General features: G+C 55.8%; 19 protein-coding genes, 1 tRNA gene and 1 pseudogene. 6 read left to right on the plus strand and 15 right to left on the minus strand.

All coding sequences use genetic code 11. The features are described 5' to 3' along the window. Window positions 1-95: 95 nt before the first annotated feature. From istA to ACHEXK_RS08745, 3 genes and pseudogenes are all read left to right on the plus strand, one after another. Window positions 96-1,604 (plus strand): annotated as a pseudogene (gene istA, locus ACHEXK_RS08735) (IS21 family transposase). Continuing rightward, entirely contained in the window at window positions 1,597-2,400 is an 804-nt protein-coding gene (gene istB / locus ACHEXK_RS08740; RefSeq protein WP_416545305.1) for an IS21-like element helper ATPase IstB, read from the plus strand. Before istA ends, istB begins: the two are co-directional and overlap by 8 nt. Window positions 2,401-2,434: 34 nt before the next feature. Next, window positions 2,435-2,662: a hypothetical protein gene (locus tag ACHEXK_RS08745; protein ID WP_416545307.1), complete on the plus strand. Its 228-nt coding sequence runs from the start codon at window positions 2,435-2,437 to the stop codon at window positions 2,660-2,662. Window positions 2,663-2,739: 77 nt separating this feature from the next. Here the strand turns inward: ACHEXK_RS08745 and ACHEXK_RS08750 are convergent, their stop codons facing one another. The 4 genes from ACHEXK_RS08750 to ACHEXK_RS08765 all read right to left on the minus strand — a co-directional run bounded on the left by ACHEXK_RS08750 (window position 2,740) and on the right by ACHEXK_RS08765 (window position 7,557). Next, the gene (locus ACHEXK_RS08750; protein WP_416545309.1) at window positions 2,740-3,333 is read right to left on the minus strand and encodes a toll-Interleukin receptor; all 594 of its coding nucleotides are present in this window, start codon (window positions 3,331-3,333) and stop codon (window positions 2,740-2,742) included. A gap of 9 nt (window positions 3,334-3,342) precedes the next feature. Further along, entirely contained in the window at window positions 3,343-4,779 is a 1,437-nt protein-coding gene (locus ACHEXK_RS08755; protein ID WP_416545311.1) for an SIR2 family protein, read from the minus strand. A gap of 8 nt (window positions 4,780-4,787) precedes the next feature. Further along, window positions 4,788-5,369 (minus strand): TIR domain-containing protein, encoded by a 582-nt coding sequence (locus tag ACHEXK_RS08760; protein ID WP_416545312.1) that lies wholly within the window; start codon window positions 5,367-5,369, stop codon window positions 4,788-4,790. Between the two features lie 1,046 nt (window positions 5,370-6,415). Further along, window positions 6,416-7,557, minus strand: a protein-coding gene (locus ACHEXK_RS08765) for an IS3 family transposase (RefSeq protein ID WP_416545314.1) whose coding sequence is annotated in 2 segments (ribosomal slippage) — window positions 6,416-7,311 and window positions 7,311-7,557 — 1,143 coding nt in all. Because the reading frame shifts where the segments join, the coding sequence is not laid out codon by codon here. A 54-nt stretch (window positions 7,558-7,611) separates the two neighbouring features. Here ACHEXK_RS08765 and ACHEXK_RS08770 point away from each other — a divergent pair. Continuing rightward, window positions 7,612-8,097 carry a hypothetical protein gene (locus tag ACHEXK_RS08770; protein ID WP_416545316.1) on the plus strand — a complete coding sequence of 162 codons (486 nt, stop codon included), beginning with the start codon at window positions 7,612-7,614 and terminating at the stop codon, window positions 8,095-8,097. Window positions 8,098-8,115: 18 nt separating this feature from the next. Here the strand turns inward: ACHEXK_RS08770 and ACHEXK_RS08775 are convergent, their stop codons facing one another. The 11 genes from ACHEXK_RS08775 to uvrB all read right to left on the minus strand — a co-directional run bounded on the left by ACHEXK_RS08775 (window position 8,116) and on the right by uvrB (window position 18,208). After that, the gene (locus ACHEXK_RS08775) at window positions 8,116-9,510 is read right to left on the minus strand and encodes a hypothetical protein (RefSeq protein WP_416545318.1); all 1,395 of its coding nucleotides are present in this window, start codon (window positions 9,508-9,510) and stop codon (window positions 8,116-8,118) included. Between the two features lie 169 nt (window positions 9,511-9,679). Continuing rightward, window positions 9,680-9,754 (minus strand) — tRNA-Val (locus ACHEXK_RS08780). 106 nt (window positions 9,755-9,860) lie between these two features. Beyond that, window positions 9,861-10,571 carry a DNA polymerase III subunit epsilon gene (gene dnaQ / locus ACHEXK_RS08785; RefSeq protein ID WP_416545320.1) on the minus strand — a complete coding sequence of 237 codons (711 nt, stop codon included), beginning with the start codon at window positions 10,569-10,571 and terminating at the stop codon, window positions 9,861-9,863. Between the two features lie 13 nt (window positions 10,572-10,584). Beyond that, entirely contained in the window at window positions 10,585-10,923 is a 339-nt protein-coding gene (fdx, locus tag ACHEXK_RS08790; protein WP_416545322.1) for an ISC system 2Fe-2S type ferredoxin, read from the minus strand. Window positions 10,924-10,957: 34 nt separating this feature from the next. After that, a complete protein-coding gene (gene hscA / locus ACHEXK_RS08795) occupies window positions 10,958-12,823 on the minus strand; it encodes a Fe-S protein assembly chaperone HscA (protein WP_416545324.1) in 1,866 nt (621 codons plus the stop codon). Between the two features lie 16 nt (window positions 12,824-12,839). Then, window positions 12,840-13,355: a Fe-S protein assembly co-chaperone HscB gene (gene hscB, locus ACHEXK_RS08800; RefSeq protein ID WP_416548903.1), complete on the minus strand. Its 516-nt coding sequence runs from the start codon at window positions 13,353-13,355 to the stop codon at window positions 12,840-12,842. A 14-nt stretch (window positions 13,356-13,369) separates the two neighbouring features. Then, a complete protein-coding gene (iscA, locus tag ACHEXK_RS08805) occupies window positions 13,370-13,693 on the minus strand; it encodes an iron-sulfur cluster assembly protein IscA (protein WP_019425275.1) in 324 nt (107 codons plus the stop codon). A 1-nt stretch (window position 13,694) separates the two neighbouring features. Further along, window positions 13,695-14,081 carry a Fe-S cluster assembly scaffold IscU gene (gene iscU, locus ACHEXK_RS08810; RefSeq protein WP_019429402.1) on the minus strand — a complete coding sequence of 129 codons (387 nt, stop codon included), beginning with the start codon at window positions 14,079-14,081 and terminating at the stop codon, window positions 13,695-13,697. A 123-nt stretch (window positions 14,082-14,204) separates the two neighbouring features. Next, window positions 14,205-15,422 carry an IscS subfamily cysteine desulfurase gene (locus ACHEXK_RS08815; RefSeq protein ID WP_416545326.1) on the minus strand — a complete coding sequence of 406 codons (1,218 nt, stop codon included), beginning with the start codon at window positions 15,420-15,422 and terminating at the stop codon, window positions 14,205-14,207. Between the two features lie 20 nt (window positions 15,423-15,442). Next, window positions 15,443-15,979, minus strand: a complete 537-nt coding sequence (gene iscR, locus ACHEXK_RS08820; RefSeq protein WP_416545328.1) for a Fe-S cluster assembly transcriptional regulator IscR — start codon at window positions 15,977-15,979, stop codon at window positions 15,443-15,445. 120 nt (window positions 15,980-16,099) lie between these two features. Next, complete coding sequence (gene uvrB / locus ACHEXK_RS08825; RefSeq protein WP_416548905.1) at window positions 16,100-18,208, minus strand: excinuclease ABC subunit UvrB; 2,109 nt, start codon at window positions 18,206-18,208, stop codon at window positions 16,100-16,102. A gap of 138 nt (window positions 18,209-18,346) precedes the next feature. Between uvrB and ACHEXK_RS08830 the strand changes: the two genes are divergently transcribed. Further along, a complete protein-coding gene (locus tag ACHEXK_RS08830) occupies window positions 18,347-19,543 on the plus strand; it encodes an amino acid aminotransferase (protein WP_416545330.1) in 1,197 nt (398 codons plus the stop codon). 170 nt (window positions 19,544-19,713) lie between these two features. Next, a complete protein-coding gene (locus ACHEXK_RS08835; protein WP_416545332.1) occupies window positions 19,714-21,351 on the plus strand; it encodes a polyhydroxyalkanoate depolymerase in 1,638 nt (545 codons plus the stop codon). The last annotated feature ends 2 nt before the right edge of the window (window positions 21,352-21,353 follow it).

Genomic DNA, 21,353 nt, shown 5'->3' on the forward strand with positions numbered 1-21,353 from the left:
TGAGCCACTTTGATGGAAATTTGCATCCAAATTTGAGCCATTTCATTGGCCTATCCTGCTCATTTTTTGAGCAAGGGTGGCCGGGAGTGATCAACGTGGGTACTTTGAGTAAATTGCGCCGCCTCGTCTTGCGAGATAGCCTGTCAGTGCGCCAAGCCAGCCTCAGGCTTGGAATTTCCAGAAACACGGCCACCAAATGGCTCAGCGAGCCTGAAATGGTTGAGCCCCAATACCCTGTTCGGCAGAGCGCGGCCAGTGTGCTGGACCCGTACAAGGAGCAACTTGTCACTTGGCTCAAAGCCGACAGCCACCGTAACAAGCGCGAGCGACGTGGGGTCAAGGCCTTGTTTGAGGCTTTGCGCGCCATGGGCTACGGCGGTAGTTCGACGCCGGTGTACCGGTTTGCCCGGCGCTGGAAGCTTGAGCAAAGCCATGCGCCCAAGAACGTGGGGTTTGTGCCGCTGCACTTTGAGCTGGGCGAGGCCTTCCAGTTTGACTGGAGCTGTGAGTACGCCTTCATTGGAGGGTTGCGCCGCCGATTGGAGGTGGCGCACATCAAACTGGCCGCCAGTCGGGCGTTCTTGCTGGTGGCCTACTTCACGCAAACCCATGAGATGCTGTTTGACGCCCATGCCAGAGGCTTTGCTGTGTTTGGCGGCGTGCCCAAACGGGGCATTTACGACAACATGAAGACGGCGGTGGACAAGATTGGCAAGGGCAAGCAGCGCAGTGTCAACGCGCGGTTTGAGGCGATGACGGGGCATTATTTGTTTGATCCCGAGTTTTGCAACCGTGCGGCTGGGTGGGAGAAGGGCATCGTCGAGAAGAACGTGCAAGACCGCAGGCGAGGTGTGGTTCGCGAGGTCACTGAGCGGCGCTGGAGCAGTCTGGCCGAGCTCAATGACTGGCTCCAGCGTGCCTGCCAAGATGCCTGGTAAGAGTTAGCACACCCAGAGTGGCCAGAGCTGAGCATTGCCGATGTTTGGCAAGATGAGGCGAGCCGCTTGATGCCTTGCCCCAAGCCCTTTGATGGGTACGTTGAACAACCGATTCGGGTGACCTCTACATCGCTGATTCAGTACCAACGCAACCGCTACAGCGTGCCTTGCGAGTGGGTGCATGGGGTGGTGAGTTTGCGCGTCTACCCAGAGTACCTGTTGGTAGTGGGGCTCGATGGGCACAGTGCCCGGTTGGAGCGTCACTTTGGGCGGGATCAAACCATTTACGACTGGCAGCACTACATTGCCTTGGTCGAGCGCAAGCCCGGGGCGTTGCGCAATGGCGCCCCCTTCAGGGACATGCCCGAGCCCTTGTTGGAGTTGCAGCGTCAGTTGCTCAAAGACCCAGGAGGGGACCGAGTGATGGCGCAGGTGCTGTTGGCGGTGAACTTGCACGGGCTAGAAGAAGTGTTGGTGGCCACCGAGCTGGCACTGCAGGCGGGCCGGGTGAGTGCCGAGCACGTGCTCAATGTGATTGGTCGGCTTAAGGAGCCTGCGCCTGCGCGCCTGGAAATCAGCACGCCCCTGCAACTGAACACGCCTGCGCTTGCCAACTTGGAGCGCTATGACGCTTTGAGAGATGAACAGGAGGCACGCCATGAGTGATGTGGTCGATGGGCTCAAATCATTGAGTCTGCATGGCATGGCCAGCGCTTGGCCGGAGGTTCTGGGAACTGCCAGGATCAAAGCGCTGGACCATGAGGTGGTGTTGCACCAATTGATCAAGTCAGAGGCTGCACAGCGCGAGGTGCGTTCCATGGCCTATCAAATGCGCATTGCCCGCTTCCCCGCGCACCGGGATTTGACGGGGTTTGACTTCGCGCAGGCGCATGTGGACGCGAATCTGGTCAACCAGTTGCATGAATTGCAGTTTGTGGACTCGGCACACAACGTGGTGTTTGTGGGTGGACCGGGCACGGGCAAGACGCACTTGGCCACCAGCCTTGGGGTGCAAGCCATCCGCACCAAGGGCAAGCGGGTGCGTTTCTTCTCTACTGTGGAACTGGTCAATGCCTTGGAGCTTGAGAAATCCCAGAACAAGCACGGGCAGTTGGCCAATCGCTTGATGTATGTAGATTTGGTGATCTTGGATGAGATGGGGTATTTGCCGTTCACCCAATCAGGCGGCGCGTTGCTGTTTCATTTGCTGTCCAAGCTATATGAGCGAACCAGCGTGGTGATCACGACCAATCTGAACTTCTCGGAGTGGGCCAATGTATTTGGCGACGCCAAGATGACCACGGCGTTGCTGGACCGGCTCACGCATCACTGCCACATTGTGGAGACGGGCAACGAGAGTTGGCGCTTCAAGCACTCTCAGGCGGTCAGCCTGAAGGGTAAACAATCCAAAACGAAAGGGGGCAAAAGCAACCAGCAGCTAAACTTATCCACAACCGAATAAGCAAATTCTTTAATAACCAGTGGCTCAATATTCGATGCAAACACTGGCTCAGTTTGTCTGGCTAATCAACACCTTGTACAGCCTGCGCCACAGCAGCATCATGTTCCGGTTGATGTTTGGCCGTACTGTGGACACATTGACCCTGGCTCGCAATGCACGGACCAGCCCAGAAATGATCGACCGCTTCTACGCTGCTCCACTTCAGGGTGAGATGAACGTGGGTGAACTGCAAAGCAAGCGGCGGCCACGGCCTTGGGAATAACGGATTAGAGTTGATGATGGTTTTGCAGAAATCTCAGCCAGTCGGTACCCTACATCATGCGCTAGGCACGTCAGGGCTTAGCTCGAGTAGTTGTGCCAGCTTGCCGCACCACTGCCGAAAGACGCAACCGTCGTCCATTTGACTCCGGTCTCTTCGACAAAGACGTCCTCCTTGCCGTTCGAGTAAATGTTCTTCCGAATCACCGGGTACAGGTCAAGGTACTCCTGACCCTTGAATGTGTCTGACGCGTTGTTGACCAACGGAAGAATCGCCACCTGGTTAGGCTTGAACCCGTCGAAGTAGCCGAGCTCCCAAGGCATCCATTTTGAGTCACTTGCTGCCTCAGTCGCAGCCCAGACCAGCGACTTAGACTGACGCATCCGCCGTCTAAGAAGGCCTGCGCTTTGTTTGGTGACCTTAGCGCGATCCAGCAGTGGGTCATTTACCCAATCGACGTAGACCCTGAATCTGAGGCTCTCAAGCAGGGCCTTAACACCGAGAATGAGGTCGCTGTCGTGAGAAGCATGAGACAGGAATATGTCGAAGCTGTCTTCGTTGGTCGCAGCTTGGACTGCCTCTCTCAGGATTAGGCGGCTATCGCGTATGGCCGACTTTTGAATCTTCGTAGAAGCGAAACCCCGTGCATCCGCTTTTGTGTAGTACGTAGCCATAAAGTTACCTCACATGTTTGCTAGTTCTACCAGTGCATCGAAAATAGTCTTACGCTGCTCATCAGAAGGCCTCGCGTTGTTGCCTAAATCAGAGAAACACTGGCGAAACCTGCTCGTAGCTTTTGGGTAGAAGGTGTCGAAGTTGGCAGCTACTCGGTCATAGAGTTGCTTTGCTGCGTAGCCAGTGAATCCGAGCGGCAAAACCTGTATGCCTTTGTCGACTGCAATTTCGAATTCCTTGATTACGCCATCAGAAATGACGGCCTGTGTCTTTTCTTGGTTCAGCTTGTTACCGAACATGAAGATGGCTACGCCTGCGAAGTCGAGCATGTCGCTTCGGTAAGCGGGCCAAATTTGCTCGGCAGTAACACCTTGCGGGAAAGGCCTAATGACAACCTGGTCACGCAATACTCGCCTTTGTACGCGATAAATCTGCTGGAGTGCTCCATCGAGCAAGGTGCTTCCAATGCCAAGACCGAGACCTGTGACGATGCGGTAGTCATTCGCCACCAAGCCATCGCCGAGCTTGTGTACAAAGTCAAGGGCCAAGGGTTCAGAAAAGATACCGTATTCGTGTGCCGCACCCGAGACGAACACGTTCCGGCTTTTGAACTTCCATTCGATGGCTTTCAGAACCTTAGGCACATCGTCGTAGCTGTCAAGCATCACAACGCGGATGTTGTAGCGCTGCAAGTCACGAATGAAGAACTCCTGCTTAGCCTTGCGGTAGGCAAAGTCTTCGGGTGACTCACCTTGCTTTTCTGTCTCCCGAGCAAGCAGGCAGTAGTGCTTCTTCTGGCTTGTATCGTGCTTGGCATACATGCGGCTCAAAACGTAGTCCATGTTCGGGTCGGAGAAGCTAAATCCGATGAAGAGGAACGTTCTGGATAGGAGATCGCTCGACAAGGCGGTGAGGAAATCGCCACGCGTGAGGTGGTACTTCTCATAATCTTGCTTCGCAAGGACTGCCGATGCGGCTGATCCGCAGTCTCCATGCATCTTGTAGACAACGGCGTCGCGACCGGTCACCGTATGCGGAAGCTGGGTTTGTTCGAACTTGACGTCAACTACTTTGCCGGCATCCTCGAGGGCGCGCTCAATAGTTCGGTCATAGTTTGTCGTCCAGTAGACGCCAACCGGCAGCCTGGCCAAGATGCGATGGCTCTCCGTGACCTGAGTTTGCTTGCCAGCGAATTCATTGAGGATTCTCTGCTCAAGGTCGTGACGGTTGTTGTGGCGATTGACATGGTATTGCGCCACCTTGACCAAGTCATGTTCAACATCAAGGCTAAGGCTCAATTCATCTGCCAAGGGTTTCAGTAGCCCTTTCCAGTTGACGTACCCAGCTGCGACGGAAAGGCCTGCTCCAGCGAACACTGCCGCGGTCCCGTTGCGCAGCATGGTTGCAAAGTCGTCAATAAAAATTTCCTTAGAGACTGCAGCCATGTCAATCCTCAGACCAGCCAGTTGGAAAACTTGTTGTAACCGTCATCACCTACCCAGTCGTAGATCTTGTACAAGTCATTAAGTTTGACGGACTTTCCTGCATACCCTGAAGGTGCCTTCACGTCATGGACCGCCTTGCCATCAATCTGCATGTATGGAACCCATGTCTTTTCTTTCCACTCAATCAGTTCGCCAGTCTTTCCGTCTGCTGCGAATCTAATTCCAAGGTGGTCGAAAGGGTTATGACCAAGAGACTTTGTCAACTGGTCTTTTCCTTTGATGGAGTTGATGTGTACTGCAAGTAAGTGATTGCCACGTAGCAAGCTCTTGAAAATCTCATAACGCACCCACGGACGAGCGTAAGTCTCACTGCCAACCAGCACGCATGTATTGGTCGTTCCGTCAACGCCGCCATTGATGAGCCGCTTCAGCGCGAGCTCGCTTTGTTTCTTAGCTTCCTCCCATATAGAGGCGTCAAAGAAGCCGGCAGCTTGCCGATCCGGCTTGGTCAGCCAAGAATTTCGTACAACGTTTGCGCGCAGTTCGGCGACATCCTTGTAGTGAAAGCTGAAAAATACTCGCTTCGTCATAAGATCCTCTCTATTTTATAAATTAAAAGTATATGACATATTAAGAAACAAAATAACTAATTTTAATTCTCACTGCTCTCACAATGAGCGCATCCGAACGAAAAAAATGAACGGTCGAATTGGTCGCATTGAGGCAATAGGCTGGTCACATTTTCGTTGAGCGTCCACCTCCTTGGCCAGCGTTAGACCGTAACAGCTCGTGATGATCCTGTCGCCACACCTAGAAGTGTATGTTCAAGCCCATATGAAGTGAGCAGCAGAGTCCAGCGACCGGTTGCGAGGGTGAAGCGGCTGTTCAACACAGGCGACACTCATCGGCCAGTGTGAGTGATTGCTGCTGTTGAGGTGTTGGACATTAATGACTCAGACCAGCCTTTAGCGACTGTTTTTGCGCAAAGTCTGCATAAGGCAGTGCTCTTTTGCAGCTGGCACCCGCGCGGCACTCAAAAAAGCCCTACAGCGCGTTTTTTCTTGGGCTCGCTGGGCTGAGTAGCAGAACCCGTTTCAAAACAAACGTAGCGTTTTTTTTCAAGCTTCGCACAACGCTAGCTGAGTCTGCGCACATGCCAAAAACAATGCTTCATTGACACCATGCTGGCGTCACTGACAACAGATTGAATTGGGGTTGTTTGACTGTTCCGAAATCTATGAAAAGACATCGAAAAATCTATGAGAAGTAGTAAACCCGGACCATACTACTTTGAACATAAGAAAAAGCACCTAGAGTTTCCTCTAAGTGCTTGATTTCATTGGGAATTTTTGGTGGGCGATGCAAGTTTCGAACTTGCGACCCCTGCAGTGTGAAGACTCCTGACTTTTAAATAAACCTAGCATTTATGAGGCTTGCAGAGCATATATTCAATAGTAGTACGGCAAAGTAGTACGCAAAAATAGGGATAAAAACCAATTATTTTGCAGTGTCGTCTGCCACCAATCCACCATGCCTAGCACTGAGCTTGGGAAGTGCTTTTTGAGCTGGTCGCACTGCTGTGTCTAGTGCGTTTGGCGCAGCAACACTGGCATTCCCCCAAACCTGTAGACACTTTTCATAGCGCAGTTTGACGCTGGCGCTCGAACTCATGGGGGCTGAGTTGATCGAGATGCTTGTGGCGCCTGACTCGATTGTAGAAAACCTCGATGTAATCAAAGATCTCTGACTTTGCCTCAGCCCTGGTTTGGTAAATCCGCTTTTTGACCCGCTCGCTCTTCAAGCTGCTGAAGAACGATTCGGCCACCGCGTTATCCCAACAGTTTCCCCGGCGGCTCATGCTGGGGCTCAAACGGTTGTCTTTGCACCAGCGATTGAATTCGTCACTCCCAAATTGGCTGCCTTGGTCCGAATGGATGATCACCGAATCCTTGGGCTTTCTGCGCCAAACCGCCATCGTCAGTGCGTCCAGCACCAAGCTCGTGCGCATGTGTGACCCCATGCTCCAACCAACGACCGCACGCGAGTGCAAATCCAGCACGGCAGCCAAATACAACCAACCCTCATGCGTGCGGATATAGGTAATATCCGTTACCCAAGCTTGGTCTGGCTCATCATGCTGGAATTGACGCTCCAGTTGATTGGGTGCCACTTGCGCAGGCTTGCCCACCTTGTACCTGGGTCTCCTGTACCCCCGCACCGATTTGATCTTTGCTGAACGCATCAACCTGGCAACCCGGTTCTCGCTACACGCCACACCCGCTTCCTTGAGGTCACAGAAGATGCGGGGGCTGCCGTAGATTCCCATGCTTTGGTCGTAGAACTCACGAATCTGCGTGGTCAACTTTTCGTTGGCCTTGGCCCTTGGGGAGAGCGGCTCACGCAGCCAAGCGTAATAGCCACTGCGGTGTACCTTGAGAACACGGCACATGCTGGTCAGGCGAAACTCACTTTGGTGCGCCTGCATGAATGCGTACTTCACCCGGACTGCTTGGCAAAGTACGCTGCGGCCTTTTTTAGGATATCGCGCTCCTCTGTGGTCCGCCTGAGTTCCGCCTTGAGCTTGACCATCTCGGCTTGCAGCGTCTTAAGGTCACTTGACTGAGGTTGTTCTGACTTTTTGAACTTGTTGACCCAGCCGTAAAGAACACCCTCGGGAATTCCAAGCCGCTTGGCAACATCGACGACTGGGTGCCCTTTATCGATAACTTGCTTGACCGCCTCGGACTTGAACTCGGCGGCATATTTGGTTCGTTCCATTTGCATGGCTCCTCTTCAGTTTTGACATCATTATTTGTCTACTGATTCGGGGGAATGCCAGTGCGCATGGCAGTAGGTAGCGCAGAGGCTACCAAGCACCTCAAGGCAGCAGAAAAAAACCTGCAGCAGCAACTGCGTGGTCAGCTTGCCCAGAAGGCACCAATTGGCAATGTGGACTTGTCAGTAGTCAGCCACACGATGCCAAAGGCATCTGACGTTGAATTTCAGCACTTGCTTTGCCGCTACAACCATGTGACAGAAACACATGAGGTTGTGAGCATCATGTATCCCAGTAGCGCTCTTGAGAGTCAAGCCATGAGCGAATATTTGACCATGCTGGATGTGGCGTGCAGCAGTGACCAAAGCAGCTTTTATGAACGCTGTCAGCAACATGGCTTGAACATGGACGTACTGCTGAGATGGATGGGTGCAAATGGCATCAAGGACGCAGCAGCTGCCAAGTCAATTGCTAGCCGTCTTATGCCATCTGTGAACTCTGCGACCAAAGCAGCACCAATTGCATTGCTCAAGGCAGCGTAAAGGGGTTGGCAGCGTCACTTAGGTAACGCTGCTGTCCACCTTGAAAATATCTACATCACCATCGTAAATCGTACGCTTGCGTCTGCGGGATTGCAGCATTTCAATATTCATCTCGCCACTCAATGGCTTGGCATAGAACCTATCAATCATGTCAACGCCAGTTCTTGCGTTGCGAGCCAATGCCAATGTGTTCACTCCTTCACCCAGCATGAGTCGCCACATGATGCATGTGTGTCGTAGGCTGTACAAGGTACGCTCTTCACCAGCTGGACTTGTTGCCAATCCAGTCTCATGCATCAACACTTCCCACTGTCTCTGCAACTGCTTTAGGGCGTAGTCCCTGTTGTTTTTGTACTGGGGCAAGAACACATAGTCTTCGCTGTGCTCAGCACCAATCAAGCCTTGCGCCAAGTGGTACTGCAGCAGCGTGTTGTAGGTGTCTACTGCTTTGGGCATGGTCGTGATTGGGTCGCTGTGTCCCTTGGTTGGTGGCAGTCGCAATCTCAAAAACACATTTCTATTTCGCACCACATCCACATGCTTGTGCTGCATGAACTTGATGTCTGTAGGTCTGATGTAGCTGTTGACCATGAACACGATCAGTCTGCGTAGATCTTCAGTCATGTCCACGTTTCGTAACAACTCGCCAAACTTGAATTCTGCAGAGTTGGCATCCACGTACTGGGTTTGCTTTTCGCCTAAGTCATCGTAGTACTTGCGAACTTGTATCTTTTTTCCAACCAAGCGTCCAGCATTACGCCAGAGCTTGCTGTATTCGCTCCATGTAAACCATCCACGCGGCTTGTCATTAAGTTTCACACTGGGAAACTCTGGCACTGAAGGGATCAATCGTCTTCGTGCTGCGTAGGCAAGGACCTTGCGTGTGAGTCCCAAGTACGCTGTGATGGTAGATGCGCTGAGCGACAGTGTGCTGAGCTGATTCAAATAACGATCAATACACATGTAGTCAATGTCTTTGACTTCCATCTTGCCAAAAAATGGCGTGATGGATTTTTCATAGCGATAGTTGCTGTTGTCAAAAGTGATCTTGGATATTTCGCCTCTGTCCAGCTTGGCTTTCTCAGCCTTGAGCATTTCCTTCAAGCAAGCTGCAAAGCTTGTGGCACTCAACGTGGCTGAGATGCCATGTCGTTGGTTGTAGGTCACTGTGTCGTAAAAGGATTTGGCAAAAGCAATTGCTTCACGCTTGCTCTCAGTCTTGGTAGTCTTGCGAACTGCATTGCCATTCACAAAATACCTCACCCACCAATACTTGCTGGCTGCTTGCTTGTAGATAAACAGCTTGGTTGGGTAGCTTGGGATGTAGTGTTTTTCAGTGGCACGTGTTCTCTGCGAAAACTTCTTGGCTGAAGCAGAGGTTTTAGTCACTGATCTCTTGCTAGCAGTTGCCATTCATTCCTCCATTGCCAAATAGTACGAGGCTTTGAAAGAATTTCCTACAAAAAAGCAAAGGTTTTCACGTAGTACGCTGAAAATAAGTAGTACGGCGAAACCGTACTACTCTTGGGGCATAAAAAAAGCACCTGGATCGCTCCAAGTGCTTGATTTAATTGGGAATTTTTGGTGGGCGATGCAAGTTTCGAACTTGCGACCCCTGCAGTGTGAATGCAGTGCTCTACCCCTGAGCTAATCGCCCTGCGCTTTTTAGCGAAGACCGCAATTATGCCATGAAAAACTGTCCGGTTTTGTTGGTGTTCACGGAAAAAACAGGGCCAAGGAACGACCGGTCGAGTTAACGCAGCTCAAACCCCTTGAGCCTGGCGCCAAACGGTTTTGCCGCCACTGGATTTATCGAGTTGGACCAACACCTCGCTGTGCGCGGCAAGCTCTTGGGCATTGGCTGGCAACACGGGCAAAACGTAGGTTCGCAAATCCACCTGGACCATGACCGACTGGGTGTGTGCTGGCGCGTCACCGGCATCGATCAACAAGGCCTCCTGGCCTCGCGTCATGTTGATGTAAACATCGGCCAGCAACTCGGCGTCCAACAAGGCGCCGTGAAGGGTGCGACCTGAGTTGTCGACTTCGAGCCGATCACAGAGGGCATCGAGGCTGTTGCGCTTGCCTGGAAACATTTCTTTGGCCATGACCAGGGTGTCGATCACGCCACTGACATAAGCCTTCAAAGGCTTTTTGCCGGCGCGTTCGAGCTCCTTGTTCAGAAAGCCGATGTCAAACGCGGCGTTGTGGATGATCAGTTCCGCATCGGCCAGGTATTGGAGGATGTCATCGGTCAACTCGACAAACTTAGGCTTGTCGCGCAAGAACTCGTTGCTGATGCCATGCACCTTGAGGGCATCTTCATGGCTGTCACGCTCAGGGTTGAAATAAAAATGCAGGTTGTTGCCGGTGAGCTTGCGCCCATACAGCTCCACACAGCCCAGCTCAATGATGCGGTCGCCGCCTTCGGCCGACAGGCCTGTGGTTTCGGTATCCAGAACGATTTGGCGCATGTTTTCGCTCAGCTCAGTGCAGTTCTTTGGCGTGGTTGATGGTGTAGCGAGGAATCTCGATGACCAAATCGCTCTTGGCCACAAAGGCCTGGCAACTCAGACGGGAGTTGGGCTCCAAGCCCCAGGCACGGTCGAGCAGGTCTTCCTCGGTTTCTTCCATCTCATTGAGGGTTCTAAAGCCTTCGCGCACCACCACGTGGCAGGTGGTGCAGGCCGCGCTCATGTCACAGGCGTGCTCGATGTTGATGTGGTTGTCCAGCAAAGCCTCGCAAATGCTGGTGCCTGCAGGCGCTGTGATTTCGGCGCCTTGTGGACAGTACTCAGGGTGGGGCAGGATTTTGATGACGGGCATAGGTGTTTTCCGAATTCAGGGCCAGTGCGTGCGATTACATGGATTGGATGTTTTGTCCGGCCAGCGCTTTCTGGATGCTGTGGTTCATGCGCTCGGCGGCAAAGGCTTCGGTGCCCTTGGCCAGCGCTTGTGTGCAGTCTTCCAGGGCTTGGGCATCTTGTTCAGTTTGCACCGAAGCTTGCAGCGTGGCCATGAGCGCATCAATGGCACGGCGTTCGGCAGGTTGGAGCAAATGGCCGTCGGCGTGCAAGGCACTGCGCGTGGCCAGCAACATGCGGTCAGCATCCACCCGTGCTTCGACCAAGGCACGCGCCTTCATGTCGGCTTGCGCCGTGGTGAAGCTTTCTTGCAGCATGGTGGCGATCTGGTCGTCGCTCAGGCCATACGAGGGCTTGACGTCGATGCGGGCTTCCACGCCGCTGATTTGTTCTTTGGCACCCACATTCAGCAGACCGTCTGCATCGACCGTGAAGGTCACGCGGATGCGGGCAGCCCCTGCGGCCATGGGCGGGATGCCACGCAGCTCAAAGCGGGCCAGGCTGCGGCAGTCTTGCACCAGGTCGCGTTCGCCCTGCACCACATGCAGCGCCAGCGCGGTCTGACCATCTTGGTAGGTGGTGAAGTCCTGCGCCATGGCGGTGGGGATGGTCTGGTTGCGCGGGATGATGCGCTCGACCAGGCCGCCCATGGTTTCGATGCCCAGCGACAAGGGGATCACATCGAGCAGGAGCAACTCGCCTGCGGCGTTGTTGCCTGCCAGCTGGTTGGCCTGGATGGCCGCGCCCAAGGCGACGACTTCGTCGGGGTTGAGGTTGTTGAGCGGTGCCTGGCCAAAAAACTCGGCCACGGCTTGCTGGATTTGCGGCATGCGGGTGGCGCCGCCCACCATGACCACGCCTTGCACATCGTCTTTGGCCAATTGCGCATCGCGCAGGGCTTTGCGCACGGCGGTGATACAGCGGGCCGTGAGGGTCTGGGTGGCCTGCTCGAAATCGGCGCGGCTGAGCTGCACCGACAAAGCGCCAGTGGACAAAGCCACATCCAAGCTGGCGGCGTCTGCGCTGGTCAAGGCTTCTTTGGCCGCACGGGCTGCCGCCTTGAGCCGGGTCTTGTCTTCGGCCGTAGCGGCTTGCAAGTCGGGTTGTTGGGCTAGCGCGAAGTCGGCCAAGGCTTGGTCGTAATCGTCGCCGCCCAAGGCAGAGTCCCCACCTGTGGACAAAACCTCGAACACACCTTGCGTCAGGCGCAGGATGGAAATATCGAAGGTGCCGCCACCCAAATCGAACACGGCATAAACGCCTTCGCTGGCGTTGTCGAGGCCATAAGCAATCGCCGCGGCGGTCGGTTCATTGATCAGGCGCAGCACGTTCAAGCCGGCGAGCTGGGCCGCGTCCTTTGTGGCCTGGCGTTGGGCGTCGTCAAAATAAGCGGGCACGGTGATGACGGCGCCGTACAGGTCGTCGTTGAAGGTGTCTTCCGCCCGGTAACGCAAGGTGGCCAAGATTTCGGCGCTGACTTCCACGGGCGACTTGGGGCCTTGCACCGTCTGGATGCTGAGCATGCCTTGTTCGCTGGCGGTGAATTCGTAAGGCAGTTTGCTGCGGTCGGCGATGTCGTTCAGGCCACGGCCCATGAAGCGCTTGACCGAGGCGATGGTGTTGACCGGATCGGAGGCGGCAGATTGCACCGCGTCAAAACCGATCTGACGACCTTGGCCCGGCATGAAGCGCACAACAGAGGGCAAGATCACCCGCCCCTCGTCATCCGGCAAACACTCGGCCACGCCGCTGCGCACCGAGGCCACCAGCGAGTGTGTGGTGCCCAGGTCAATGCCCACCGCGATGCGGCGCTGGTGCGGGTCGGGCGACTGGCCCGGTTCGGAAATCTGCAGTAAGGCCATGGTCAATCGGGAAAATTCAGGTCAATCGGTCAAGTTTAGCGTTCACTTCGTGCGTGAAGCGCTCGATGAACATCAGCGCCCTCACCTGCCCCACAGCTTGCAGAGGGTCTTGCACCTCGTCGAGCAAGCGGGCCAATTCTTGCTGTACCCGGCGCTGCTCGGCAGACACTTCATCAGCCAGCGCTTCCAATCTTTCTGCGGATTCGGTCTCGTCGAGGTTTTCACGCCATTCCATTTGTTGCATGAGAAAGGCGGCGGGCATGGCGGTGTTGTTCTCCGCCTGGACGGGTGCTCCGCGCAGCTCGCACAAATAAGCGGCGCGCTTGAGCGGGTCTTTCAGCCGCTGATACGCCTCGTTGATGCGCACCGACAACTGCATGGCCACGCGTTGAGCGGCAGCGCCCTCGGCCGCAAAACGGTCCGGGTGGGCTTGGCGCTGCAGGGCTTTCCAGCGGACATCGAGTTGTGCGCGGTCTTGCGCAAACTGCGCAGGCACGTCAAACAGCTCGAAGTCGTTGGCTTGGAGAGAGATCACGCACTCAAAACTCAAACGCGGAACGATTCACCGCAACCACAGCGGTCGCGCTCGTTGGGGTTGTTGAAGCGGAAACCTTCGTTCAGGCCTTCGCGCACAAAATCGAGTTCGGTCCCGTCGATGTAGGCCAGGCTTTTGGGGTCCACCAGCACTTTGACGCCATGGCCCTCAAAGACCACGTCTTCCGGCGCGATCTCATCCACGTACTCGAGTTTGTAAGCCAAGCCCGAGCAGCCTGTGGTCTTGACCCCCAGGCGCACACCGACACCCGAGCCGCGCTTGGCCAGGTACCGGGTCACATGCCGCGCAGCAGCGGCCGACAGTGAAATGGCCATGTCAGTTCAGGTGTTTCTTTTTGTAGTCGTCCACTGCGGCCTTGATGGCGTCTTCGGCCAAGATGGAGCAGTGGATCTTGACGGGCGGCAGCGCCAGCTCTTCGGCGATTTGGCTGTTCTTCAGAGCAGCTGCTTCGTCGAGTGTCTTGCCCTTGACCCACTCGGTCACGAGCGAGCTGGAGGCGATGGCCGAGCCGCAGCCGTAGGTTTTGAAGCGTGCGTCTTCGATCACACCGGTTTGCGGGTTGACCTTGATCTGCAGTTTCATCACGTCGCCGCAAGCTGGCGCCCCGACCATGCCGGTGCCCACGCTGTCATCGCCCTTGTCAAACGAGCCCACGTTGCGGGGGTTTTCGTAGTGGTCAACCACTTTTTCAGAATAAGCCATTTCAATTCTCCTAAATTTATGCCGCTAAGCCCAAAGGGTTCAGGGCGCGAAGCGTTGTCGCAGACAGTGCTTGAGCACGGCAAGACAGCGCGACAAAGCCCTGGGCCGTTTGGGCGACGCGGCTCAGTGAGCGGCCCACTGGATGGTGCTCAGATCGATGCCATCCTTGTGCATTTCCCACAGGGGGCTCAAGTCACGCAGCTTGGCCACGTTCTCACGGATGGTTTGGATCGCGTAGTCGATGTCTTCTTCGGTGGTCCAGCGGCCAATCGTCATGCGCAGGCTGCTGTGCGCCAGCTCGTCGCTGCGGCCCAGGGCGCGCAACACGTAGCTCGGCTCCAGACTGGCGGATGTGCAGGCAGAACCGGACGACACGGCCAAACCTTTGATGCCCATGATGAGCGATTCGCCTTCCACAAAATTGAAGCTCATGTTGATGTTGTGGGGCACGCGCTGGGTGGCGTGGCCGTTCAAAAACACCTGTTCCATGTCGCTCAGGCCGTTGATCAGGCGGTCGTGCAAGGCGCGGGCCTTGGCGTTGTCTTGCGCCATCTCCAACTTGGCGATGCGGAAAGCTTCGCCCATGCCCACGCACTGGTGGGTGGGCAAGGTGCCCGAGCGCATGCCTCGCTCGTGACCGCCGCCGTGCATTTGCGCTTCCAAGCGAATGCGGGGCTTGCGGCGCACATACAAAGCGCCAATGCCTTTGGGGCCGTAGGTTTTGTGCGAGGCCAAGCTCATCAAATCGATGGGCAGTTGGGTCATGTCGATCTCGACCTTGCCCGTGGCTTGCGCCGCATCGACGTGGAAGACGATGCCTTTTTCGCGGCACAGGTTGCCAATCGCGGTCACGTCCTGGATCACGCCGATTTCGTTGTTCACGAACATCACGCTGATCAGAATGGTGTCGGGGCGTATGGCGGCTTTGAGCGCATCCATGCTGAGCAAGCCATCGGCCTGCACGTCGAGGTATGTGACTTCAAAACCCTGACGCTCCAGCTCACGCATGGTGTCCAGCACGGCTTTGTGCTCGGTCTTGACGGTGATCAGGTGCTTGCCACGTGACTTGTAGAAATTGGCGGCGCCCTTGATGGCCAAGTTGTTGGATTCGGTGGCACCGCTGGTCCAAACGATTTCACGGGGGTCCGCGCCAATCAGGTCGGCCACTTGCTCGCGGGCGGTTTCAACGGCCGCTTCGGCTTCCCAGCCCCAAGCGTGGCTGCGGGACGCGGGGTTGCCAAAGTGCTCACGCAACCAAGGCACGATCGCGTCCACCACGCGGGGATCGCAAGGGTTGGTGGCACCGTAATCAAGGTAGATGGGTAAATGAGGCGTGGTCATGGTCGGTTCTTTTTCAGGAATCAGGATTTGGCGAACATATTGCCCAGGTCAAACACCGAGTTGGGCACATTCACACGGATGGGCTGGCTGATGGGCATAGGGGCAATGGCGCGCTTGATGCTGGGCTTGTTCTCGACGATCAAGCCTTTGGCCAACTGGTCGTCCACCAGCTTTTGCAGAGAAACAGAATCGAGAAACTCGACCATTTTGGAATTCAATGAAGCCCACAGGTCGTGTGTCATGCAACGGCCTTCACCGCCGTTGCAGTTTTCCTTGCCACCACAATGGGTGGCGTCGATGGGCTCGTCCACCGACAAAATGATGTCGGCCACCGTGATGTCCGTCGATTTGCGGCCCAAGGTGTAACCACCACCAGGCCCGCGGGTGGACTCGACCAGGTTGTGGCGGCGCAGCTTGCCAAACAACTGCTCTAAATAAGACAGTGAAATCTGTTGGCGCTGGCTGATGGCGGCCAAAGTCACAGGGCCCGCATCTTGGCGCAGGGCCAAATCGATCATGGCTGTGACGGCGAAACGGCCTTTGGTGGTTAAACGCATGGCAGACTCCTAATTTGAGGGGGTGCTGGGCCGGGACATCCGGGAGTTCCCGACTAAGCGAGTCAAGTATAAAGCAATCCCGATTAAAACACTCGGGTTAAAGGGGTATTGGCTTCAATTTCAGGCCCGGATCAGGGGCACGATGTTGTCCCCACCCGTTGCGCCAAAGGCCTGCTCTTTCAAAATGGTCAACTGGTCACGCACCTGGGCGGCTTTCTCGAACTCCAGGTTGCGCGCGTGCTCCATCATTTGCTTTTCCAGCTGTTTGATGGCTCGGGCGATGTCTTTCTCGCTCATGTCTTCCACTTTGGCCCGCTGCAGCGCGGCTTGCTCCAGGCGCTCTGCTTCTTTGCCCGACTTTTCGCTGTACACGCCATCAATCAGGTCTTTCACCTTTTTGACAATGCTCTTGGGCGTGATGCCCATCGCCTCGTTGTGCGCCACCTGCTTGATGCGGCGGCGCTCGGTCTCGCCCATGGCTTTTTTCATCGACTCGGTGATGCGGTCAGCGTACAAAATGGCGCGGCCATTGAGGTTTCGGGCTGCTCGGCCAATGGTTTGGATCAAACTGCGTTCAGAACGCAAAAAGCCCTCTTTGTCCGCATCCAGAATGGCCACCAGCGAGACCTCGGGGATGTCCAGGCCTTCGCGCAGCAAGTTGATGCCCACCAGCACGTCAAACGCCCCTAGGCGCAAGTCACGCAAAATTTCCACGCGCTCTACCGTGTCCACATCGCTGTGCAGGTAGCGCACCTTCACACCGTTGTCGCTCAGGTAATCGGTCAGTTGCTCGGCCATGCGTTTGGTCAGTGTGGTGATGAGCACACGCTCGTGCTTGTCCACCCGGATACGGATCTCCTGCAGCACGTCGTCCACCTGGTGCGTGGCGGGACGCACTTCCACCTCGGGGTCGACCAAGCCCGTGGGCCTGACCACCTGTTCCACCACTTTGCCCGCATGCGTTTTTTCGTAGTCGGCGGGCGTGGCCGAAACAAAGATGCACTGGCGCATGCGTTGCTCAAACTCCTCAAACTTGAGGGGGCGGTTGTCCAAGGCGCTGGGCAGACGAAAGCCATACTCCACCAAGGTGGTTTTGCGAGCTCGGTCGCCGTTGTACATGGCGTTGAGCTGGCCGATCATTTGGTGGCTCTCGTCCAAGAACATGATGGCGTCGGGTGGCATGTAGTCGGTGAGCGTGCTGGGTGCATCGCCCGGGGCGGCACCCGACAGGTGTCGGGTGTAGTTTTCAATGCCCTTGCAGTGCCCCACTTCGGACAGCATTTCCAGGTCAAACCGGGTGCGCTGCTCGAGCCGCTGAGCCTCGACCAGTTTGCCCATGCCCACCAGTTCTTTCAGACGCTGGGCCAGCTCGACCTTGATGGTTTCTACTGCAGCCAACACTTTGTCTCGCGGGGTGACGTAATGGCTGGAGGGATACACCGTGAAACGCGGGATCTTCTGGCGGATTCGACCCGTCAAGGGGTCAAACAGCTGCAAGCTTTCAATTTCGTCGTCAAACAACTCGACGCGGATGGCCAACTCGGAGTGTTCGGCCGGGAACACATCGATGGTGTCGCCGCGCACTCGGAATTTCCCCCGACTGAACTCCATGTCATTGCGCTGGTACTGCATGCGAATGAGCTGGGCGATCACATCGCGCTGGCCCAGCTTGTCACCGGTGCGCAGCGTCATGATCATGCGGTGGTAACTCTCGGGCTCGCCAATGCCGTAGATGGCCGACACGGTGGCCACAATGACCACATCGCGCCGCTCCATGATGCTCTTGGTACACGACAAGCGCATCTGCTCGATGTGCTCGTTGATGGCCGAGTCTTTTTCGATGAACAAATCTCGCTGGGGCACGTAGGCCTCAGGCTGGTAGTAGTCGTAGTAACTGACGAAATACTCCACCGCGTTCTTCGGAAAGAACTCACGAAACTCGCTGTAGAGCTGTGCAGCCAATGTCTTGTTGGGCGCAAACACGATGGCCGGGCGCCCCACCTGAGCGATCACGTTGGCCATGGTGAAGGTTTTGCCCGAACCGGTCACCCCCAGCAAAGTCTGGAACACTTCGCCATCGTTCACCCCCTCGACCAACTGTTCAATCGCCACAGGCTGGTCTCCCGCAGGCGGGTACGGTTGGTAAAGCTCGAAAGGCGAACCGGGGTAGCTGATGAATTGGCCCGCGGCGTCGGGGCCAGCGTCTGGCACAACATCAAGAACTGGGATTTCAGACAAAGTGGACTTCTTTTGTGAGGGTCTGTGGGCCAAACCAGGCAACAGGGGCCGTTAAAATCAAGGACAACCCGAAAGCCTAACCGAGGAACGGGTTTTCTGCCACCCATGTACACAATCCAAGGACTTTCCATGTCTCTGTTTTCCGCCGTCGAAATGGCCCCCCGCGACCCGATTCTGGGTCTGAATGAACAATTCAACGCCGACACCAACCCCAACAAAGTGAACTTGGGCGTGGGCGTGTATTTCGACGACAACGGCAAGCTGCCCCTGTTGCAATGTGTGCAAACCGCAGAAAAAACCATGATGGCCACCCCCACAGCCCGTGGTTATCTGCCCATCGACGGCATCGTCGCCTATGACAATGCGGTCAAAGCACTGGTGTTTGGCGCAGAATCGGATGTGGTCAAGTCGGGGCGCGTGTCCACTGTGCAAGCCATCGGCGGCACGGGCGGCCTGAAAATCGGTGCCGACTTCCTGAAGAAAGTCAGCCCCAACGCCCAAGTGCTGATCTCTGACCCCAGCTGGGAAAACCACCGTGCCATCTTTGTCAATGCCGGTTTTGAAGTCGGCACCTATGCGTATTTCGACGCCGACAAGCGTGGCGTGAACTTTGACGGCATGCTGGCCAGCCTCAATGGCGCCGCTGCTGGCACCATCGTGGTGCTGCACGCTTGCTGCCACAACCCCACCGGCTACGACATCACCGATGCACAGTGGGACCAAGTCATCAACGTGGTCAAGGCCAAGGGCCTGACCCCTTTCTTGGACATGGCGTACCAGGGCTTTGGCCACGGCATTGCCGAAGACGGCGCTGTGATCGGCAAGTTTGTGGCTGCGGGCCTGAACATTTTTGTCTCCACCTCTTTTTCCAAGAGTTTCAGCCTGTATGGCGAGCGGGTGGGTGCCCTGTCGGTGGTGGCTTCAGACAAAGAAGAAGCTTCCCGCGTGTTGTCGCAACTCAAGATCGCCATCCGCACCAACTACTCCAACCCACCCATCCACGGTGGCGCGGTGGTGGCTGCGGTGTTGAACAACCCTGAGCTGCGTGCCCAGTGGGAAAGTGAATTGGCTGAAATGCGTGTGCGCATCAAAGCCATGCGTCAAAAGCTGGTCGACAGCCTCAAAGTCGCGGGTGTGAAGCAAGACATGAGCTTCATCACCACGCAGATCGGCATGTTCAGCTACTCGGGCCTCACCAAAGACCAAATGGTGCGTCTGCGCAGCGAGTTTGGCGTGTACGGCACGGACACCGGCCGCATGTGCGTGGCGGCGCTCAACAGCAAAAACATCGATTATGTTTGTGCGGCCATTGCCAAAGTCATCTGAAATTGACCCCCATCAAGTCTGACGCCCGGCTTGCAACCGCCCCTGACGGGGCGGTTTCTTTTTGGACGGTCAGGAAGGTGACTGCCAATTAGGGGCACCACTCAAAAAATACCGAGCGGTCTCCTGTAGTATTGCTGCACCGCACCATTTTGTGTCAAGGGAAATGCCAAATGCTTTATCAGATTTTTGAAACTCAACGCTCGATCATGGAGCCTTTTTCCGATCTGGCGCAAGCGGCTGCAAAGCTTTTCAGCAACCCCTTGAACCCGATGTCGCAGACGCCATTGGCCCAACGCACTTCAGCCGGTTATGCCTTGATGCACCGTTTGGGCAAGGACTATGAAAAGCCAGAATTTGGCATCAAAACTGTCAAAGTCAACCAAACCGATGTGGCCATTCATGAACGCATCGAAATCGACAAGTCTTTTTGCGAACTGCGTCGCTTCAAACGCTTTTCTGACGATCCGGCCACGCTGACACGGCTCAAATCACAGCCAGCCGTGTTGATCGTGGCGCCTTTGTCCGGTCACTACGCGACTTTGTTGCGTGACACCGTGAAAACCATGTTGCAAGACCACAAGGTCTACATCACCGATTGGAAAAACGCCCGTTTGGTGCCTCTGGCGGAAGGCGAATTCCATTTGGATGACTACATCAACTATGTGCAGGAATTCATCCGTCATCTGCAATCGATTTACGGCAACTGCCACATTGTGAGCGTGTGCCAGCCCACGGTGCCCGTGATGGCGGCGGTCTCGCTCATGGCCAGCCGTGGCGAAAAGACGCCACTGACCATGACCATGATGGGCGGCCCGATTGACGCGCGCAAGTCGCCCACCTCGGTGAACAACCTGGCCACCAACAAGAGCTTCGAATGGTTTGAGAACAACGTCATTTACCGCGTTCCAGCCAATTTCCCCGGTGCAGGTCGACGCGTGTACCCTGGCTTTTTGCAGTACACAGGTTTCGTGGCCATGAACCCCGACCGTCATGCCAAGAGCCATTACGACTACTTCAAAGACCTGATCAAAGGCGACGACGCCAGCACAGAAGCGCACCGCAAGTTTTATGACGAATACAACGCCGTGCTGGACATGGACGCAGACTACTACCTGGAGACCATCCAGACTGTCTTCCAGGACTTCAAACTGGTCAACGGCACCTGGGACGTGAAAAGTGTGGACGGCAAAGTCGAACGTGTTCGCCCACAGGACATCCAAGGCACCGCTCTGATGACAGTAGAGGGCGAATTGGACGACATCTCCGGCTCCGGACAGACCCGCGCGGCACAAGACATGTGCACAGGCGTGGCGGCCAATGACCGCTTGCACCTGGAAGTGCCAGGTGCAGGCCACTATGGCATCTTCAGCGGCAGCCGCTGGCGCAATGTGGTGTACCCGCAAGTGGTCAAGTTCATCCTGGACCACACGGCTTCGCAGGCGTCCAAGACCGCCCCAGTCAAGCAAGTCGTGGCAGAGCAACCCGTAGCAGAGCAACCTGTAGCAGTGCAAGCTGCAGCGAAGCAACCCGCAACAGAGACAGCGGCAGCAGTCCAACCGGTTGCCGTTGCGCCAGCGGTGGCAGCCCCGCAAGTTTCGAGCAAGCCGGCCGAGAAAGCTGCGGTCAAAGCAGTTGTGAAGGCAGCCGCCAAAGCACCGACGAAGGCAGCCGTCACAGCATCGGCAGCCAAAGCAGCTGTCGCCAAAGCACCGGTCAAAACAGCGCCCAAAGGGACAGCCAAGTCTGCCGCCAAAGCCAACGCGACCGCGGTGAAAACCAACTGGGTTGCCCCCAAGAAAAAAGACTGAGG

Source organism: Limnohabitans sp. DCL3 (assembly GCF_048019295.1).
In the GTDB taxonomy this organism is placed as follows: Bacteria; Pseudomonadota; Gammaproteobacteria; order Burkholderiales; family Burkholderiaceae_C; genus Limnohabitans_A.

What these genes read in the sequence shown, in the direction of transcription:
- istB (WP_416545305.1), top strand. Translation starts at nt 1,597, where the DNA reads ATGAGTGATGTGGTCGATGGGCTCAAATCATTGAGTCTGCATGGCATG.
- ACHEXK_RS08745 (WP_416545307.1), top strand. Translation starts at nt 2,435, where the DNA reads ATGCAAACACTGGCTCAGTTTGTCTGGCTAATCAACACCTTGTACAGC.
- ACHEXK_RS08750 (WP_416545309.1), bottom strand. Translation starts at nt 3,333, where the DNA reads ATGGCTACGTACTACACAAAAGCGGATGCACGGGGTTTCGCTTCTACG.
- ACHEXK_RS08755 (WP_416545311.1), bottom strand. Translation starts at nt 4,779, where the DNA reads ATGGCTGCAGTCTCTAAGGAAATTTTTATTGACGACTTTGCAACCATG.
- ACHEXK_RS08760 (WP_416545312.1), bottom strand. Translation starts at nt 5,369, where the DNA reads ATGACGAAGCGAGTATTTTTCAGCTTTCACTACAAGGATGTCGCCGAA.
- ACHEXK_RS08770 (WP_416545316.1), top strand. Translation starts at nt 7,612, where the DNA reads ATGCCAGTGCGCATGGCAGTAGGTAGCGCAGAGGCTACCAAGCACCTC.
- ACHEXK_RS08775 (WP_416545318.1), bottom strand. Translation starts at nt 9,510, where the DNA reads ATGGCAACTGCTAGCAAGAGATCAGTGACTAAAACCTCTGCTTCAGCC.
- dnaQ (WP_416545320.1), bottom strand. Translation starts at nt 10,571, where the DNA reads ATGCGCCAAATCGTTCTGGATACCGAAACCACAGGCCTGTCGGCCGAA.
- fdx (WP_416545322.1), bottom strand. Translation starts at nt 10,923, where the DNA reads ATGCCCGTCATCAAAATCCTGCCCCACCCTGAGTACTGTCCACAAGGC.
- hscA (WP_416545324.1), bottom strand. Translation starts at nt 12,823, where the DNA reads ATGGCCTTACTGCAGATTTCCGAACCGGGCCAGTCGCCCGACCCGCAC.
- iscA (WP_019425275.1), bottom strand. Translation starts at nt 13,693, where the DNA reads ATGGCCATTTCACTGTCGGCCGCTGCTGCGCGGCATGTGACCCGGTAC.
- iscU (WP_019429402.1), bottom strand. Translation starts at nt 14,081, where the DNA reads ATGGCTTATTCTGAAAAAGTGGTTGACCACTACGAAAACCCCCGCAAC.
- ACHEXK_RS08815 (WP_416545326.1), bottom strand. Translation starts at nt 15,422, where the DNA reads ATGACCACGCCTCATTTACCCATCTACCTTGATTACGGTGCCACCAAC.
- iscR (WP_416545328.1), bottom strand. Translation starts at nt 15,979, where the DNA reads ATGCGTTTAACCACCAAAGGCCGTTTCGCCGTCACAGCCATGATCGAT.
- ACHEXK_RS08830 (WP_416545330.1), top strand. Translation starts at nt 18,347, where the DNA reads ATGTCTCTGTTTTCCGCCGTCGAAATGGCCCCCCGCGACCCGATTCTG.
- ACHEXK_RS08835 (WP_416545332.1), top strand. Translation starts at nt 19,714, where the DNA reads ATGCTTTATCAGATTTTTGAAACTCAACGCTCGATCATGGAGCCTTTT.